Below are 17,175 nucleotides of genomic sequence, written 5' to 3'. Positions count from 1 at the left end.
CATGCGTTGGCCCCTGCTCATACCGCTCCTGCTCGGCTCGCCCCTTTGGGCGGCGGATTGGGATGTGCCCAACCGGGCGGGGGCCATCAATGAAACACTGGCGCAGGCGGCGGATGGAGACACCCTTCGCCTGAGCCCCGGTGTCTACTCTGAGACATTGGTTCTGGACCGGCCCGTCATTATTGACGGGCAGGGGCAGGCCACCATTGACGGACAAGGCGTCGGCAGCGTCATCACCGTGACCGGACCGGGCGTGACCGTACGCGGTCTGACAGTGATTGGTTCGGGCTCGAGCCATGATGGGATCGACAGTGGCATTCAGCTGGTCAAAACGGCCCATGCGCCGGTGATCGAAGGCAATGTGTTGCTGGGCAATCTCTATGGCATCGACATCCACGGCGCCAAGGACAGCGTCGTGCGCGGCAACCGGATCGAAGGGCGTCAGGACAAGCGGATGAATGACCGCGGCAACGGCGTCTATGTCTGGAACGCACCGGGTGCGCGGGTCGAAGACAATGATATCCGGTACGGGCGCGATGGGATCTTTGTGAACTCGTCCAAGAAGAACACCTTTACTGGAAACCTGTTCCGCGACCTGCGGTTCGCGGTGCACTACATGTATGCCGACGACTCGGTGGTCAGCGATAACGTCTCGATCGGCAATGATCTGGGCTATGCGGTGATGTTCACGACCAATGTCAAAGTCACCGGCAATGTGTCGATTGATGATCGCGAACATGGTGTGATGCTGAACTACGCCAACAAGAGCGTGATTTCCGGGAACGTCGTTAAGGGTGCAAAGGAGAAATGCACCTTCCTGTATAACTCGAACAAGAACGAATTCACCGACAACTGGTTCGAGGGTTGCGGCATCGGCATTCACTTCACTGCTGGGTCAGAACGTAACCGTATCGTCGGCAACGCCTTTGTCGGAAACCGGACTCAGGTGAAATACGTTTCGACCAAGTGGGTCGAGTGGTCTGAAGACGGGCGCGGCAATTACTGGTCCGATTTCGCCGCCTATGATGTGGATGGCAACGGCGTCGCTGATGCCCCTTATCGCCCCAATGACTCGATGGACCATGTGCTGTGGACCCAACCCGCAGCCAAGCTGCTGCTCGGCTCCCCTGCCGTGCAGCTGGTGCGCTGGTCGCAATCAGCCTTCCCGGCACTATTGCCGGGGGGTGTGATGGACAGCAATCCATTGATGCGAGCCCCTGAACCCTCAGCTATGAAAAAGGTGCCTCATGACGGATAAGGCCCTAACGATAAACAACGTCTGTAAGGACCGAGGCAAAACCCGCGTTCTTGACGACATCACCCTGTCTCTTGCCCCTGGTCAGCGCGTGGCGCTACTGGGCCATAACGGCGCCGGCAAATCGACCCTGATCAAATCCATCCTTGGCCTGATCCCGATTGAGGGCGGAGCCATTCGGATCGGAAACGCCACTCCTGGCAGTGCGCAGGCGCGACGGGATACGGCGTATTTGCCCGAAGCGGTGTCCTTCCACCCGGCGCTTACGGGCCGGGAACAGCTGACTCTGTTCGCGCAGCTCTCGGGATCCAAGGCCGATGTGCCCGGCCTGCTGGAACGTGTTGGCCTCAGCGACGCGCTGGACCGACGGATCGGGACCTACTCCAAGGGGATGCGGCAACGTCTGGGATTGGCGCAAGTGCTGCTGGGCCAGCCGAAAGTGGCATTGCTGGACGAGCCGACGAGCGGACTGGACCCGATTTCTCGGCAGGATCTGTACGCCATCATCGACGAACTGGCCGCAAAAGGCACCGCCGTCCTGATCGCATCGCATGCCCTGACTGAGGTCGAGGCCCGCACAGACCGGATCGCAATCATGCGCGGGGGCCGGATGGTGGCCGATGACACGTTAAACAACCTTTCGGCGCTGGCGGGTCTGCCAATCCGCCTGAAGGTGCGCGCCAGCTCTAACCCTGACGCCTTGGCCGCCAAACTGGGCGGCAGCCGGATCAATGGCGCGTCCGTTGAGTTGCTCTGCACCGTCGACGACAAGATGGAGGCCCTGCGCCGGATCGCCGGCTTGGGCGATGCGGTGGCAGATGTGGAAGTGACACCTCCCAAGCTGGAAGATCTCTATCGCTACTATGCACAGGAGAAGAGGCCATGACCCGCTTCCTCGCCATCACCCGCACTGAAATGTTGATCCTGCGCCGCAACCGCTGGCTGCTGATGGCAACACTGATCATGGTGTTATTCGCGCTGGCACTTACCTTTGCAGGCAGTGCACCCACAGGCACGCTTGGCGTTGATATGCTGACTGTCTCGGTTGCCTCGATGACGACGCTGTCGGTCTATCTTGCCCCCCTACTGGCATTGATGATTGCCTTTGACGCCATCGCAGGCGATGTGGATCGGGGCAGCTTATCGCTGCTCTTGTCCTATCCCGCCGGGCGCGGAGAAATCCTGTTGGGAAAATTCACCGCCCATTTGTCGGCGCTTGCCTTTGCGATGACCATCGGTTTTGGCACAGCTGGCGCGGTGGCAGCATGGTTCGGTGGCGCCGGTCCAGAAAGCCTGTTGGCTCTGGTCCGTCTTATCCTCACTTCGATCGTGCTGGGCGCCGTGTTTCTCGCACTGGGATACTTGCTGTCCGCCCTGGCAAAGGGGGCCACGGCGGCAGCAGGTCTGTCGGCCGGGCTCTGGCTGGTTTTTGTCGTCCTCTATGATCTGGGCCTGTTGGGGGCCGTCGTCATGGACAAGGGCGGCACCTTCACTCAATCCGTCTTTCCATGGGTGATGGTGGCCAACCCGGCCGACGCTTTCCGTCTGTGGAATATCGCCGCAACCGAGGGCGTCGCGATGGCATCCGGCATGACCGGCGCAGCGCAGGCTCTGCCCGTCTGGGCCGCCCCGTTGTCTTTGCTGATCTGGCCCCTGCTAGGCCTTGCACTTGCCCGGCTCGCGTTCCGAAGGGTCGAGCCATGAAGCGTCTTTTCCTGATTGCTCTACTCGCCCTGACTGCCTGTAAGGAAGAACAGATTGCCGCGCCTGACCCGGTCGATCTGACGCCAGACGCACTCAGCTTTTTTTGCCAGATGAATATTGCTGAACATGGTGGTCCCAAAGGACAGATTCACCTCGACGGCTATCCCACACCACTGTTTTTTACGCAGGTTCGCGACATGGTTGCCTATCTCAAAAGCCCCGAACGCGAGGCAGCCATTGTTGCAATCTATGTCAGCGATATGGGAACCGCCCCAAGCTGGCATCAACCAGGTCAATCCAACTGGATCAATGCCGAAGGTGCGACTTTCGTCGTCGGGGCCAATGTCGCCGGCGGCATGGGCGCGCGCGAGGTCGTGCCCTTTGCAGACCCGACCGACGCGGACAGCTTCATCATCCTGTACGGAGGGTCCGCTTTGCCCCTGACTGACATACCCGACGCCGAAGTGCTTGGCCCCGTCGATCTGGACCTGAAACTGGAGACACCAGCATGAGCCGTTTGTCCCGACGTCGTTTTCTGATCATGTCTGCGGCATGCGCCGCGCTACCGGCGGTCGCATCTGGCGCACCAGTCGCGCATTGGCGTGGCATCGCGCTGGGGGCCAGGGCTAGCCTTGACCTTGTTGGCCTTTCTGAGGCAGAGGCGGCGCCCCTGCTGTCATCAATCGAGGCTGAACTGAACCGGCTGGAAGATATCTTTAGTCTGTACCGATCGCGATCACAGATTTCAGAGCTGAACCGAAGCGGATTGCTGCAGCAACCAGCCCCCGAACTGTTGAATGTACTGAGCCTGTGTTCGACCCTTCACAGTGCATCAGACGGGGCTTTTGACCCCACAATACAACCCGTCTGGAGGGCGATGGCCGCGCGCGCCAGCGCATCTGAATTGACTGCCGCCCAAGAAACTGTCGGCTGGCACCGAGTCCGATATGACGCTGATGCGATCCAGCTGCCGGAGCCCGGTGTCTCAGCCTTGACATTGAACGGTATCGCACAAGGCGCAATCACCGATCGCATTGCGGCGCTGTTACGGTCCTTTGGCTTACGCGATGTTCTGGTTAACATGGGAGAAATCGCGGCAATGGGTCAGCGAGGTGACGGGCAAGACTGGCGGGTCGGCCTTGCTGGTCACAATAATCAAGTCCTCAAGAAGATCACTTTGCGAGAACGCTCAGTAGCCACATCATCGGTTGCAGGCACACTCTTGCCGGGCGACCACGGCCATATCCTGAACCCATTCGGCCCAAGCCCAAGCAACCACACTGTTTCCGTTTCCGCACCCAATGCAGCCTTAGCTGACGGTCTGTCCACAGCTCTTTGCGCCGTCCCAAAGGAATGGACCGGTAGAATTCTGCAGAGTTTTCCATTGGCCAGTTTGGAGTTGAGCGGATAATCCGCAGTCTGTTCCAAGGCAGTCAAATCGGCAAATTGGACCTGTCCGCTGAATCAACTTTACCGGTGGTCAACCTTTCGAGCGCCAGCAGCCTCATACCGAACAGTCATCCGAATTCAGAAACACCCCGGTAGTGCCGGCTCTTGCAACACCAACGGTACCGATTTCGGTGGTTTTAGCGGATTTGCCGACAATCCAGGCACCAATGGTCGATCACGAGAGCAAGCTTCGAACCTACCGCGTCCCGCGAGGATTTCGAAGGGCCGGGTCATTGAGTGCTGGAAACGGAACACCCGACCTTCCGATTACGTTATTTCTTGGCGGATGTGGCGGGTAAAGCCTTCAAAACGTGTAAGCCATCACAAAAAACATCATACGAAGATTTGGTGGCGGAGACGAAGGGATTCGAACCCTCGAGACCCTTCCGGGCCTACTCCCTTAGCAGGGGAGCGCCTTCGACCACTCGGCCACGTCTCCGCTGGCCGGTGTATTCGATAAGCGCCAAGAAATACAAGGGATCTCGTGAAAAAATCTTCAAAAAGTCAAATCCAAGATGTCTATGGCTTTCGGGCTTGATCAAAGGCAGCCGCGAAATGTCACCCGCAATGCGTGTCTGCCGGGCCTTCCATAAGGCGATCAGACCCAAGAGACATCGGCTGGGAAAGCGAGCGACGGCCCAACGAAACACTGATTTGAAAAGGGCCCTGTCCGAAACACCGGCAATGTACAAACAGAGAGTTTCCGAAGCTCCGGGTCAGCCCAATTAGGTGGGAAATTTCTCCAGCTTCATAGAAAACTTGCCAAACACATAGGCATTAAGGCATATTTGCTTAGATTTTTTACAAATAATACAAAGAAATAAATTCCACGAGGCACAGACCGGGCAGCGGGCGCATTGCGCTCTGGAATAACCTTGGGGAAGGGATAATTAGTTTGGTCTGGTTAAGAGTGTTGTGTGTTTCCTGTTGTGTTTTGATACTGCCGTCGCAGATCCTGGCCAACATTGGTACTGTCGTAAGCGTCAAACAAGGCGCAGAAATTACCCGAGCCGGGAATTCCCGGCCACTGCTTGAAGGCATGGAAGTTGCCTCGGGTGATTCCATATCCACAGACAGCAGAGGGGTAGTTCAGCTGATCTTTGTTGACGAAACGAAGATCGCGATAGGGCCTAATGCAAAGATGGCGCTGGATGTGACCATGTTGCGAAACAAGAAGAAGGCCAAGAATTTTGCCGTTCAGGCCTTGGGTGGAAGCTTTCGTTTCATCTCGGGCAACAGCAGAAAACGTGCCTATTCCATCCAGACCCCCACAGCGACAATGGCTGTGCGTGGGACCATATTCGACATGTGGGTTGTGCCTGGCACCCAAAGCTCGATGCTGGTGCTGGAAGGCACCGTGCAGATGTGCGGCCTGAAAGGCGGCTGCAGATCAACTGGACGTCAATGCAGCCTGTTTGCCACCAGTCAAAAAGGCAAGGTGGGCCGCCCGGCCGATCAGGCACAGTACGACGAAGCAGTGAAAAATGGATTTCCGTTCATTCAGTCACAGGAACGGCTTTTGAGTCCGCTGCGCGTGAATATCGAAGGCTGCGCCGGAGAATCAGCACCAGTGCAGCCCATCGAAAAATCCGACGCTCCCGAGCCCCGCCCAGCGCCCCCGCAGCGGCAAGCGGTGAAGGCTTCGGTAGCATCTGCACCCGTTGAGGCGCCCAGTATAGAAGGCGGTGCAGCGCCGGATACGAAACCGAATAGACCTGTTAACTGAGCATCGGCTGATATGGGTAATCGGTAATGTCGGGCAGTGAAAGCGACCACTGTCTTCGGAGGCAACCGTGACGGTTAAGTCGAAAGAACGGAGCACTCGCCGCAGGGGTTTTCGCCTTGTGGGTTTGTGCCTGATCCTGTTTGGATGCTTTGTCAGGGTCATAGATCCGTTTCCCGTGCGCATGACTCGGCTAATATATTTCGACATCCTTCAGCGGATGGCCCCACGCGATTACACCCCCGACCTGCCTATCCGTGTTGTCGACATAGACGAACAGTCACTAGCCAACTGGGGGCAATGGCCGTGGCCGCGCAATCTCATGGCTCAGATGGTTGAAAACCTCGGCCAAAATGGCGCTGCGGTCATCGCTTTTGACATGCTGTTTGTCGAACCCGACCGCTATTCGCCTGCTCGATTATTGGAAGACCCTGCGTTGGCCGAGGTGCTCTCGGTCGATGAAGACGCCCAAAACCTGGACAACGATGTTTTTTTCGGAGCCGAAATCGCCAAATGGCCGGTTGTTCTGGGTGTAGCGGCCCGTGTGGCCGATGATGGTCAGCCCGTCATATCCAAGGCGGGGATCATCGAGATCGGTGAGTCTCCGACCTCAGGACTCGTCCAGGTTCCGCATTGGACTCCTCCTGCTCCGCCACTTTATTCAGATGCAACAGGCATTGGGGGCGTGAATGTCTCACCACTTGGTGGGACCGGTGTGGTCCGCCGGGTCCCGGTACTTTGGGGGGGACCGGATGGCGCCCTGCCAAGCCTGGGAATTGAGGCCCTTCGGGTGGCCTTGGGGGAAACAGTCCTTTTCGCCGAGGGCGCGTCCGATGAATCCGGTGTCATGCTGGCGCTTGAACTGGGCGATTTTCGATTGCCAACAACTCAGAACGGCGAAGTCTGGATCCGGTACAGGCGAGACCGGCCTGAACTGTATGTTTCTGCCAATGACGTTATGACGAATCCGGATGATCCTGCGCTGCGGTCCCGGATCGAAAACCAGATTATTCTTGTTGGCACCTCTGCGGCGGGTCTGTTTGATATGCACCAGACCTCGCTCGGAGAATCCGTGCCCGGCGTCTCGATCCACGCGCAGTTACTTGAACAGGTCCTAACGGGCGAAATGCTCAGCCGATCCGATGTGACCGCTGCGCTTGAGTTGGTCTCATTCGTCTTACTGGGGTTAGTGGTCGTCGCCGTCATGTCCAGCTTTGGTGCGGTCGCATCCTTCATTGCGGGTGGCGTATCTGCAGCCGTAGTTGTGCTGATCAGCTGGATGGCCTTTCAAAATCAACTCGTATTATTTGATGCAACCTTCCCACTTGCTGGTGGGATGGCGAATTTCGGGCTGTTGGCCGGATATCTATTCATTTCGACCGAGCGCGAGAAAAGAGCGATCCGAAAGATTTTTTCTCACTATGTCGCTCCTGAAATTTTGGATGAAATGGAAGGCTCGGACCATCAGTTGGTCCTTGGTGGAGAAACACAAGAGATCACCGTCATGTTCGCCGACATCCGTGGATTTACCCCGTTATCCGAGTCGGTTTCGGCCACGGAGCTCGTCGCCATTCTGAATGAGCTGTTTTCACAGGTCGGAGATCAGATTTTGCACGAGCGAGGCACAATCGACAAATTCATCGGCGACGCAGTCATGGCGTTCTGGAACGCTCCGCTTCCGGTCGAAGATCATCCCTGTCGCGCTGCACGGGCAGCCTTGATGATGCGCGGTGCATTGGCACAGTTCAATAGGTCCGAAATCATGCGCGAACGGCCACCCATTGCGCTGGCCACTGGCTGCGCGACAGGACAGGCCTGTGTGGGCAATATCGGGTCGCGGCGGCGGTTCAATTATACTGTGATCGGAGATGTGGTGAACGTCGCCGCCAGGATCGAACAAAGCTGCCGACATGTCGACTATGACATCCTGGTTTCGAATTCAGTTTACATTCTAGGCAAACAAGAGTTGGCGATGTTGGAAGCTGGGTTTGTGGACCTGAAAGGAAAAAAGAACCTGGAGCCCGTTTACATATTGATTGGCGATCAGGACATGCTCGACAGCGAGGCATTCCAGAACTTACGCGATGCGCATGCTCAACTTTTGTCGGCCATACGTGCGCGTGAACCGCTGGAGCGCACCGATGAGCTGCGCCAAAACTGCATCGACATTGCCAAAGAAATCGAACCCGGTCTTCTGTCCTTTTATCGCGCGCTGTCTGGGCGCACTGCGGATTTTCTGTCCGATGTCCAATCAAACAAGCTGTTGTTCAGTCATCACGCCCGTGAAGGACAAAATCTGGCCTAGCGGACCCAGAGCCATTGCAACTTTCAAGCGAGCATGTGAACCCCATAGAACCGCCCTGAAGCAGGCGCGGAAGTTGGGGAACCATATTGCTAAAGCCAAATCATCCATCCTGAACTTGGCTCCTTACTTCTGGCCTGAAGAAACTGGATCAGCACCTTACTGCACCAAGCTGACCATGTTGGGTGCTCATCGTGAAACAGACGCCATTATGGCCTATGTTCCGACTATTCTGACCTTGTTTGGCGCCCACACGCTTACCGAAGCAATCAAAAATGGCACGTCACCGAAAACGCGTTTTTCGCCCCCAAACACAGACCAGCCTGCGGTCTCCTGGGCATTTGCGGGGTCGGGCTTCTAAGCAACCTGTCCCGCGAGAAAGGGCTGTACGATTTTCTTGAAACAGCCGGATCTCTGCACTCTCTCGGGGTTGAAGTCGAAATGATCCTGGCCGGACCGGCCCACTGGAGCAAGACCTGACCTCGATCAAAGCCGCCGTCGCCAAAGACGAGATCAGATGGGACAGCCCGCTATATGGCGAAAAAAAGCAGCAATTATATGATGAGATTGACGTGTTTCTGTTTCCAACTCGATATAGTTTCGAAGCTCAACCAACTGTAATCTACGATGCCTTCGCGTCGGACGCAGCCGTGACCTCTTTCGCGCGCAGAGCTATCGAAGAACAGGTTCAGGTTTGCATTGCGACCGTCGCCGTCGATCAGAGCTTTCACGAAACCGCCACCCAATTCCCCACGGGTTCCTAAGAAAGGCCGATCACGCGACCAACAGAATGACCACACCATTGGAGCATTTGGGCAAATCTATCTAATGTGAGGCCGCATTAGACGAATAGTAATACGCGATGGCCTGCGTCCTATTCTTAACCGATAGTTTTTCGTAAATGTTTGACAGGTGAAATTTCACGGTATTGGTCGATATCTGAAGCTCTTTGGACAACTCGCGGTTGGACATGCCCTTGGCTAGAGCTTCCAGAATCGCGCGCTCTTTCCGCGACAGGCTGTGGATCGGATTCTGTTGCATCTGGCGGACATCGATGAACGGAAACACCATCTTGCCAGCAGCCACGTCCGCGCAGGTTTCCAGCAACGCTTCAACTTCACCAGACCGGGATGAGAACCCCGCAGCTCCTGCCTGCATTGCAAGGCGCGGAACATCTCCGACATCATCGCCGTAAATGACAAAACGGGGCGCGCCTTCCTGTTCTCGCAAAACCTCGATCAATTTGGCCGCGCCAAGAACAGGCAAGCTCCAGGAAATCACACACACCTGGACCGGAACTCTCATGACCGCGCCCAGGAACCCTTCAGCTGTCGCCGATGTGGCAACCAAAGAGAATCGCGGATCACGTTCAAAAATCTCCGACATGGCCGATAAGACCAGCGGATTGTTGTCGGCAAGCATGACGTCAATCGGTAGTTGTGAAGGCTCTGTCATTGATTTTACATCCAAATCCTCAAGAAACTACCTATTCGTATAGGGCAAAACTTGGTATACTTCGGTATTCTTGCCAATACGGGTAGGTTTTTCCCCATCCCATTAGAAGTCCTAAAGCAGTAGTAAGTTACGTTGCGCGATGACGCAAGCAAGGCTTTCCTGATCCACAACGAGATGTCTGGGCGTGGTTGACCACCCCAACGATCAAGGAGGATCGCAATGACTTTCCAGATTTATCCAACGCTCGAAATCCCCGAGACGCTGGCCGCAGGCCCCGGGCCGGGCAATACAGACGCGCGCGTTCTACAAGCCTTTTCCAGCGCCGGAGTTGCGGATCACATGCAGGGCGACGTTTTGCGCGGCATGATCGAATGCAAGCACATGCTGCGCGAAATCTGGGGCACCACGAACATATACACCTTTGCGGTCGCAGGCACTGGTTGGAGCGCTTTGGACACCATGTTCTCGGCTGTCATGCCCGGTGACAAGGTTGTTGCGTTCAACAACGGGACCTTTTCGGGCATCGATACACTGACCCTTCGGATCAAGGCAGCGACACCGGACGAACATGCTGCCAACCCCTTGGATCCGCAGGCCGCCAGTGTCACGATCATCGACGTGCCGCATGGTCAGTCGGTGACCGGTGACATGGTCGAAGCCGCACTGGCTGAACACAAGCCCAAATGGGCGTTTATGGCACATTGGGAAACGGGATCAGGACGCATCAATGATTTGCGCGGTTTCTCGGATGCCTGCGAGCACCATGGTGCAATGGGTCTGATCGACGCCGTTTCGTCTTTGGGTGTCGAAGATTTCCGGGTTGATGATTATCCGGGCATCGCGGGCTGGGCCTCTTGTCCGCAAAAGGGCCTGTGCTGCTTGCCGCTTACCTATGCTCCCGTCAGTTTTACCGACGCATATATCGACAGCCTGAAAGCAACGGGTGCCTACAGCTATGTTCACAATCCCATTTTCGAGGCCCGCCACTGGGGCATCGTCGATGGCCAGGATGTTGAAAAAGGCACATATCACCGAACACATTCGGGCTATGCCGTCGCGGCCTTTCATGAATCGTTACGCCTGACCCTGCAGGAGGGGCTAGCGAAGCGCGCGCATGCCTACAAAACGCACGAGGCCGTGCTGCGCGATGCCGTCATTGCGATGGGCTGCGAGGTCACCTCGGACATGTCCAGCCTTGTGGTGCTGAACCTGCCCGCTGAACTTGCAGGCCGCGAAATGGAGCTGGTGCAGAATTGCCGGGCCCGGGGCTTTGGCATCTGGCCAACCCTCAGCGCACCTGTTCAGGTCCGCATCGGCATCCTGAACCAACTGAATCATCAGTCGATCGGCCGCATCGTGCATTTGTTTGCCGAAGCAATCCGCGAGATGGGTGGTTCGGTGAATCTCGAAGCGATCGAAGCGCTTCTGGAAAGCCGCTACGGCACATCTATCGCTGCATAAACGGGAGGAAATGCAGATGGATATCCACGAATATCAGGCGAAAGAACTTCTTTCGAATTTCGGCGTCGAAGTCCCTTCGGGGGCCTTGGCCTACAGCCCCGAGCAAGCTGCCTATCGTGCACGTGAGCTGGGCGGCGACAAGTGGATTGTAAAGGCTCAGGTTCACGCAGGTGGCCGCGGCAAAGCTGGGGGCGTAAAGCTGTGCAATTCGGAAAGCGAAATATACGCAGCCTGTGAGGAGATGTTTGGCCGCAAGCTGGTGACGCATCAGACCGGACCCGATGGCAAAGGCATCTATCGCGTCTACGTCGAATCTGCCGTTCCGATCGATCGGGAAATCTATCTGGGTTTTGTGCTCGACCGCTCAAGCCAACGCGTGATGATCGTCGCCTCGTCCGAGGGCGGAATGGAGATCGAGGATATTTCCGCAGAACGCCCTGAAAGCATTGTCCGCTCCATCGTCGAACCTGCGGTAGGTCTGCAGGAGTTTCAGGCGCGCGAGATTGCCTTCAATCTGGGACTGGAGCCCCGTCTGATCCAAAACATGGTCCGCACCCTCCAAGGGTGTTACGCCGCTTTCAACAAGCTGGACGCGACTATGGTTGAAATCAATCCGCTCGTCATCACCGGCGACGATCGAGTGTTGGCGCTGGACGCCAAGATGAGCTTTGACGACAACGCCTTGTTCCGCCACCCGCAGGTAGCCGAGCTTCGCGACAAAAGCCAGGAAGACCCCCGTGAAAGCCGCGCGGCGGATCGTGGCCTGTCTTATGTCGGGCTGGACGGCAATATCGGCTGCATCGTGAATGGTGCCGGTCTGGCCATGGCGACGATGGACACGATCAAGCTGGCCGGGGGAGAGCCTGCAAACTTCCTCGATATCGGAGGCGGCGCGTCACCAGAACGTGTTGCCAAAGCTTTCCGATTGGTACTGTCCGACAAGAACGTCCAAGCGGTTCTGGTCAACATATTCGCCGGCATCAACCGCTGCGACTGGGTTGCCGAAGGCGTCGTGCAGGCTCTGAAGGAACTGGATATCGACATCCCAGTCATCGTGCGCCTTGCCGGGACGAATGTTGAAGAAGGTCAGAAAATACTCGCCAAGTCCGGCCTGCCGATTATTCGTGCAACAACATTGATGGAAGCTGCCGAACGCGCCGTTGGTGCATGGCAAAACGATTTGACCCAAAACACCAAGATGAGGGCTGTGTAATGAGCATTCTTCTGGACCGCGACACCCGCGTTATTGTTCAGGGCATCACTGGACGTATGGCACGCTTTCACACCAAGGATATGTTGGAATACGGCACCAATGTTGTTGGCGGTGTCGTCCCTGGCAAGGGCGGCGAAATCGTAGAAGGCGTGCCTGTCTTCGACACAGTCAAACAAGCGGTCACGGCCACCGGCGCAGAGGCCAGCCTTGTCTTCGTGCCGCCCCCGTTTGCGGCGGATTCGATCATGGAGGCCGCAGATGCCGGTATCCGTTATTGCGTTTGCATAACCGACGGCATCCCGGCGCAGGACATGATCCGCGTCAAACGCTATATGTATCGCTATCCCAAGGACAATCGCATGGTGCTGACCGGCCCGAACTGTGCTGGAACTATCAGCCCTGGCAAGGCGCTGCTGGGGATTATGCCAGGCCATATTTACCTGCCGGGCAATGTCGGCATCATCGGTCGTTCGGGCACGCTGGGCTATGAAGCCGCGGCGCAGCTGAAGGAGCGTGGCATTGGCGTCTCAACCAGCGTCGGCATCGGTGGCGACCCGATCAACGGCTCGTCCTTCCGCGATATCCTTGAGCGGTTCGAACAGGATGAGGACACCGAGGTCATCGCCATGATCGGCGAAATCGGCGGCCCTCAGGAAGCCGAGGCGGCAGAGTATATCCGAGACCACGTCACCAAACCCGTCGTGGCCTATGTCGCCGGTCTGACCGCACCTAAAGGCAGGACCATGGGTCATGCCGGGGCTATCATCTCGGCATTTGGCGAAAGCGCCTCGGAAAAGGTCGAAATCCTATCGGCGGCGGGTGTGACTGTTGCTGAAAACCCTGCGGTAATTGGCGAGACCATCGCCCGCGTCATGGGAAAGGCTGCGTGATGGTCAAACCTTCGGTCCTTGTCACCCGTCGCTGGCCCGCTGCCGTCGAGGCGCAACTGGCCGAAAACTACAACACCGTACTCAACATCGGGGACAAACCATTGTCCCCGGCCGAGATCCGCGATGCGTTGAAACGCTATGACGCGGTTCTGCCCACGGTCACCGACACGCTCAGCGCCGAGGCGCTGGACGTATCTGCGGCGCAAACCAAAATCCTCGCCAATTATGGAGTTGGTTACAGCCATATCTGTGAACCCGCTGCGCGCAGCCTTGGTATGACCGTAACCAATACGCCGGATGTCTTGTCCGAATGCACGGCTGATCTGGCCATGACATTGCTGCTGATGGTAGCCCGCCGCGCCGGCCAAGGCGAACGAGAGCTGCGCGCGGGCGGCTGGACCGGCTGGCGTCCGACCCATCTTGTCGGCACCAAGGTCAGCGGCAAGACTCTGGGCATCATCGGTTTTGGCCGCATCGGTCTGGAAATGGCCCGTCGCGCGCACCATGGGTTTGGCATGAAAATTCTTGTGCAGAACCGCAGCACTGTCTCGCCTGAGGTATTGAAACAGTTCAACGCAACTCAGGTCGATACCGTGGACGATCTGCTGCCGCACTGCGACTTCGTCTCACTGCACTGTCCGGGTGGGGCCGCAAACCGGCACCTGATCAACGGGCGCAGAATGGATCTGATGAAGCCCAACGCCTTCCTCATCAACACTGCGCGCGGTGAGGTCGTGGATGAGCACGCACTTGTGCAGTCGCTGATGTTCGACACGATCGGTGGGGCTGCTTTGGACGTGTTCGATGGCGAACCTCGCATTAGCCCGGATCTGTTGCAATGCGACAACCTGGTGATGCTACCCCATCTGGGTAGCGCCACAAAAGAATCGCGCGAGGCCATGGGCTTTCGCGTACTCGACAATCTGGCCGACTTCTTCGCAGGTCGCACCCCGCGGGACCAGGTGATCTGATGCAATCGCTGGCCCGCAATATTCCGTCCATCCCGGACCCTTCGGGCTATGCCGAGGAATTGCGCTCGGAACTGCGGGCGTTGTGGCGGAATATTCTGTCGAAGCGGGCGCCGCATGTGGCGACATGGGCCGAGGCCATGCCGTTGCAACCCATCCCTACAGGGCTCGAGGCAACGCCGTATCTGCAAGCCCTATCGATCTGGTTCCAACTGTTACGCATCATTGATGAAAACGCCCATGTTCGGGACCGGCGCCTGACCGAGACCCTAAGCGGCGCGGAAGCGGTCGAAGGCGGGTTTGCCGAGGTGTTGTCTGAACTGCAATTAACGGACAGCCAGACAAAAAAACTGACGGCTGACCTATGCGCCGGTCCCACCCTGACCGCGCACCCGACCGAGGCCAAACGGGTCACCGTTTTGGAAATTCACCGGCGGATCTACCGCAATCTTGTCAGTCTTGAAGTGCAACGATGGACCCCGACCGAACGCACCGAATTGCTGAATGGTCTGGAAGGCGAGATTGATCTTTTGTGGCTGACAGGCGAACTTCGCCTGTCGCGCCCAAGCCTGCGCGACGAGATCGAGTGGGGGTTGCAATTCTTCCGGGATGCAATCTTTGACGCCGTCCCGCAGGTCATGGATCGGTTCGATCAGGCCTGCCTGCGTGTGTTGGGTCAGACTCTAGCCAAAACACCCAACATTCGCTTTCACAGCTGGATTGGCGGCGACCGAGATGGCAATCCGAATGTCACAACCGAGATGACCGCACTGGCCCTGCAACGCGGCCGTGAAACGGTTCAGGATCTTTATCGTCAGGCCATCGATCAAGCTGCAAGCCGGTTGAGCATCAGCGCGCTCATATTGCCGCTTCCTGAGTCAAACCGTGCACGTGTACAAGAAATTATCGACCGGACTCCGGACGACGATCGGAATCGAAACGAACCGTTCCGGCAGGCTCTCAATGCCATTCGCTATCGGCTGACCGATGGCGGCTATGATCACATCTCACAATTCGTAAGCGATCTTGGGGCACTTGATGCGGCTTTGTGCGCGGTCAACGCCGACGTCCTGGCACAGAGGCATATCCGTCCGCTGTGCCGCGCCGCTGCGGTTTTCGGGTTCCGAACCACAACCCTGGATATTCGTCAGAATTCAACCGTCACGAATGACGTTCTGACGGAACTTTGGTCACAATCCGGACATGCACCGGAATATGGCACGCCCGACTGGTCTACCCGTCTGCGATCAGAGCTGGCAGATCAAAACCTGCCCTATCAAAACCGCGAGGCGCTGAGCGATCAGGCGCAGGAAATGCTGGCGCTCTTATCGCTTGTTCATAGTGTTCGCTCGGGGCCGGACCCTAAGGCAATTGGGCCATTTATCCTGTCCATGACCCGGTCTGCCGATGATATTCTCGGTGTGTACCTGCTGGCCCGCTATTCCGGTTTCGGGTCCGAGACACTGGATATCTCGGTGGTGCCATTATTCGAAACGATTGCAGATCTTCGCAATGCCCCTGCGATCCTGCTGGACGTTTTGGCAGTACCGCTTGCCCGCCGCAGCCTCAAAACCGATGGAAATGAAATCGAAGTGATGCTGGGGTATTCGGACAGCGGCAAGGATGGCGGGTATTTCTGCTCAACATGGGAGCTGGAGCGCGCCCAACGTCGCATCGTGACGGCACTGGCTTCGCAAGGTTTCAAGGTCACGTTTTTCCATGGACGCGGCGGCTCAGTCAGTCGGGGCGGCGCTCCCACTGGGCGGGCGATTGCTGCGCAGCCCAGCGGAACAATTGCCGGGAGCTTGCGCGTAACTGAACAGGGCGAAGTTGTTTCGACCAGATACGCCAACCGCGGAACAGCCGCGGCCCATCTGGAACTGCTCCTCTCAAGCACGTTGCGTCATACCGCCAATCCCGGCGAAACCCTGGCCCGGCCCGAGTTCGACGACGCGCTGGATGCTCTGTCGGAACTGTCACAGACAGCCTATGTCTCGCTTTTGAAGATGCCAGGCTTTCTGGACTATTTCCAGCAGGCCAGCCCGGTCGAGGAATTAGCCCGCCTGAAAATAGGATCTCGTCCGGCACGTCGCTTTGGCGCGGCCAGTCTGGATGATCTGCGCGCCATTCCATGGGTCTTTGCCTGGTCGCAGAACCGCCACCTGATCACGGGCTGGTATGGTTTCGGGGCCGCAATGGCCAGCTTCCGCAAATTTCGTGGCGCGCGCGGTGATGAAGTGCTGCAGGATATGTTTCAGCACTCCCGGCTGTTCCGCCTTGCCGTCGATGAAATGGAGAAATCGCTCTATCAGGCGGATATGGGCATCGCCGCACAATACGGCGAACTAGTGCACGATGAGAACACCCGACAAATCGTCTTTCAGTCAATCAAAGCGGAATACGATAGCGCCTGCAGTGCAGTGCAATTTCTGACGGGAGGACAAACTATCGGACACCGTTTCCCTCGCCTGTGCGAGCGGTTTGATCGCAAACGGGCTGAACTGGCCCGCATTCACGCGCTGCAGGTCGAATTGCTGCGACAAGCTCGATCCGAACCTCAGGCAGGATCGGTTCCTGTTCCCCTGCTGCAATCCATGAACGCTATTTCCGCTGGCCTTGGCTGGACCGGCTAACCCTTTTTTGGAGGTTTCAAAGTGAACGCCCCGCAACGCACACAAGGTTTTTTCACCCAGTCTCTCTCAGCGCGCGACCCAGAGCTGTTCGGCTCGATCACGTCCGAGCTGGGCCGTCAGCG

14 protein-coding genes and 1 tRNA gene are annotated in these 17,175 nt (G+C 57.2%); 13 read left to right on the top strand and 2 right to left on the bottom strand.

What is annotated here, in order from left to right; translation table 11 throughout:
- Nucleotide 1 precedes the first annotated feature (1 nt).
- Genes AC2FFB_RS05540 through AC2FFB_RS05520 form a run of 5 tightly spaced genes read left to right on the top strand, consistent with a single transcriptional unit; the run spans nt 2 to nt 4,370 of the window.
- Nucleotides 2–1,258 carry a nitrous oxide reductase family maturation protein NosD gene (locus AC2FFB_RS05540; RefSeq protein ID WP_281995284.1) on the top strand — a complete coding sequence of 419 codons (1,257 nt, stop codon included), beginning with the start codon at nt 2–4 and terminating at the stop codon, nt 1,256–1,258.
- A complete protein-coding gene (locus tag AC2FFB_RS05535; RefSeq protein WP_496693515.1) occupies nt 1,248–2,141 on the top strand; it encodes an ABC transporter ATP-binding protein in 894 nt (297 codons plus the stop codon). The genes AC2FFB_RS05540 and AC2FFB_RS05535 overlap by 11 nt, the downstream gene beginning before the upstream one ends.
- Nucleotides 2,138–2,959: an ABC transporter permease gene (locus AC2FFB_RS05530; protein WP_271948643.1), complete on the top strand. Its 822-nt coding sequence runs from the start codon at nt 2,138–2,140 to the stop codon at nt 2,957–2,959. The genes AC2FFB_RS05535 and AC2FFB_RS05530 overlap by 4 nt, the downstream gene beginning before the upstream one ends.
- Nucleotides 2,956–3,471 (top strand): nitrous oxide reductase accessory protein NosL, encoded by a 516-nt coding sequence (locus AC2FFB_RS05525; RefSeq protein ID WP_496874634.1) that lies wholly within the window; start codon nt 2,956–2,958, stop codon nt 3,469–3,471. Before AC2FFB_RS05530 ends, AC2FFB_RS05525 begins: the two co-directional genes overlap by 4 nt.
- Nucleotides 3,468–4,370, top strand: coding sequence for an FAD:protein FMN transferase (locus AC2FFB_RS05520; RefSeq protein ID WP_271948647.1), 903 nt, complete (start codon nt 3,468–3,470; stop codon nt 4,368–4,370). Before AC2FFB_RS05525 ends, AC2FFB_RS05520 begins: the two co-directional genes overlap by 4 nt.
- Before the next feature lie 387 nt (nt 4,371–4,757).
- Here AC2FFB_RS05520 and AC2FFB_RS05515 read toward each other — a convergent pair.
- Nucleotides 4,758–4,847, bottom strand: a tRNA-Ser gene (locus tag AC2FFB_RS05515).
- 600 nt (nt 4,848–5,447) lie between these two features.
- On the opposite strand from AC2FFB_RS05515, the gene AC2FFB_RS05510 reads away from it, so the two are divergent.
- From AC2FFB_RS05510 to AC2FFB_RS05500, 3 genes are all read left to right on the top strand, one after another.
- Nucleotides 5,448–6,134 carry a FecR family protein gene (locus AC2FFB_RS05510; protein ID WP_281972630.1) on the top strand — a complete coding sequence of 229 codons (687 nt, stop codon included), beginning with the start codon at nt 5,448–5,450 and terminating at the stop codon, nt 6,132–6,134.
- 181 nt (nt 6,135–6,315) lie between these two features.
- Nucleotides 6,316–8,436 (top strand): CHASE2 domain-containing protein, encoded by a 2,121-nt coding sequence (locus tag AC2FFB_RS05505; RefSeq protein WP_496874633.1) that lies wholly within the window; start codon nt 6,316–6,318, stop codon nt 8,434–8,436.
- Between the two features lie 569 nt (nt 8,437–9,005).
- On the top strand, nt 9,006–9,197 hold the full coding sequence (locus AC2FFB_RS05500) for a hypothetical protein (RefSeq protein ID WP_496874632.1): 192 nt from the start codon (nt 9,006–9,008) through the stop codon (nt 9,195–9,197).
- A gap of 61 nt (nt 9,198–9,258) precedes the next feature.
- Here the strand turns inward: AC2FFB_RS05500 and AC2FFB_RS05495 are convergent, their stop codons facing one another.
- Entirely contained in the window at nt 9,259–9,888 is a 630-nt protein-coding gene (locus AC2FFB_RS05495) for a response regulator transcription factor (RefSeq protein ID WP_496689141.1), read from the bottom strand.
- A 219-nt stretch (nt 9,889–10,107) separates the two neighbouring features.
- Here AC2FFB_RS05495 and AC2FFB_RS05490 point away from each other — a divergent pair, with 219 nt between their 5' ends.
- From AC2FFB_RS05490 to AC2FFB_RS05470, 5 genes are read left to right on the top strand one after another with little or no spacing between them, the layout of a single operon-like run.
- On the top strand, nt 10,108–11,349 hold the full coding sequence (locus tag AC2FFB_RS05490; protein WP_281972632.1) for a pyridoxal-phosphate-dependent aminotransferase family protein: 1,242 nt from the start codon (nt 10,108–10,110) through the stop codon (nt 11,347–11,349).
- A 16-nt stretch (nt 11,350–11,365) separates the two neighbouring features.
- Nucleotides 11,366–12,562 carry a malate--CoA ligase subunit beta gene (locus tag AC2FFB_RS05485; protein ID WP_281972633.1) on the top strand — a complete coding sequence of 399 codons (1,197 nt, stop codon included), beginning with the start codon at nt 11,366–11,368 and terminating at the stop codon, nt 12,560–12,562.
- Complete coding sequence (gene sucD, locus AC2FFB_RS05480) at nt 12,562–13,452, top strand: succinate--CoA ligase subunit alpha (RefSeq protein WP_142635201.1); 891 nt, start codon at nt 12,562–12,564, stop codon at nt 13,450–13,452. Before AC2FFB_RS05485 ends, sucD begins: the two co-directional genes overlap by 1 nt.
- Complete coding sequence (locus AC2FFB_RS05475; protein WP_496874631.1) at nt 13,452–14,423, top strand: 2-hydroxyacid dehydrogenase; 972 nt, start codon at nt 13,452–13,454, stop codon at nt 14,421–14,423. Before sucD ends, AC2FFB_RS05475 begins: the two co-directional genes overlap by 1 nt.
- Entirely contained in the window at nt 14,423–17,053 is a 2,631-nt protein-coding gene (locus AC2FFB_RS05470) for a phosphoenolpyruvate carboxylase (RefSeq protein WP_496874630.1), read from the top strand. The genes AC2FFB_RS05475 and AC2FFB_RS05470 overlap by 1 nt, the downstream gene beginning before the upstream one ends.
- Nucleotides 17,054–17,175 lie beyond the last annotated feature (122 nt).

Source organism: Ruegeria sp. YTSA219 (assembly GCF_059609985.1).
Note: the sequence above shows the minus strand (reverse complement) of the source record. Positions and strands in the feature narration are given on the sequence as shown.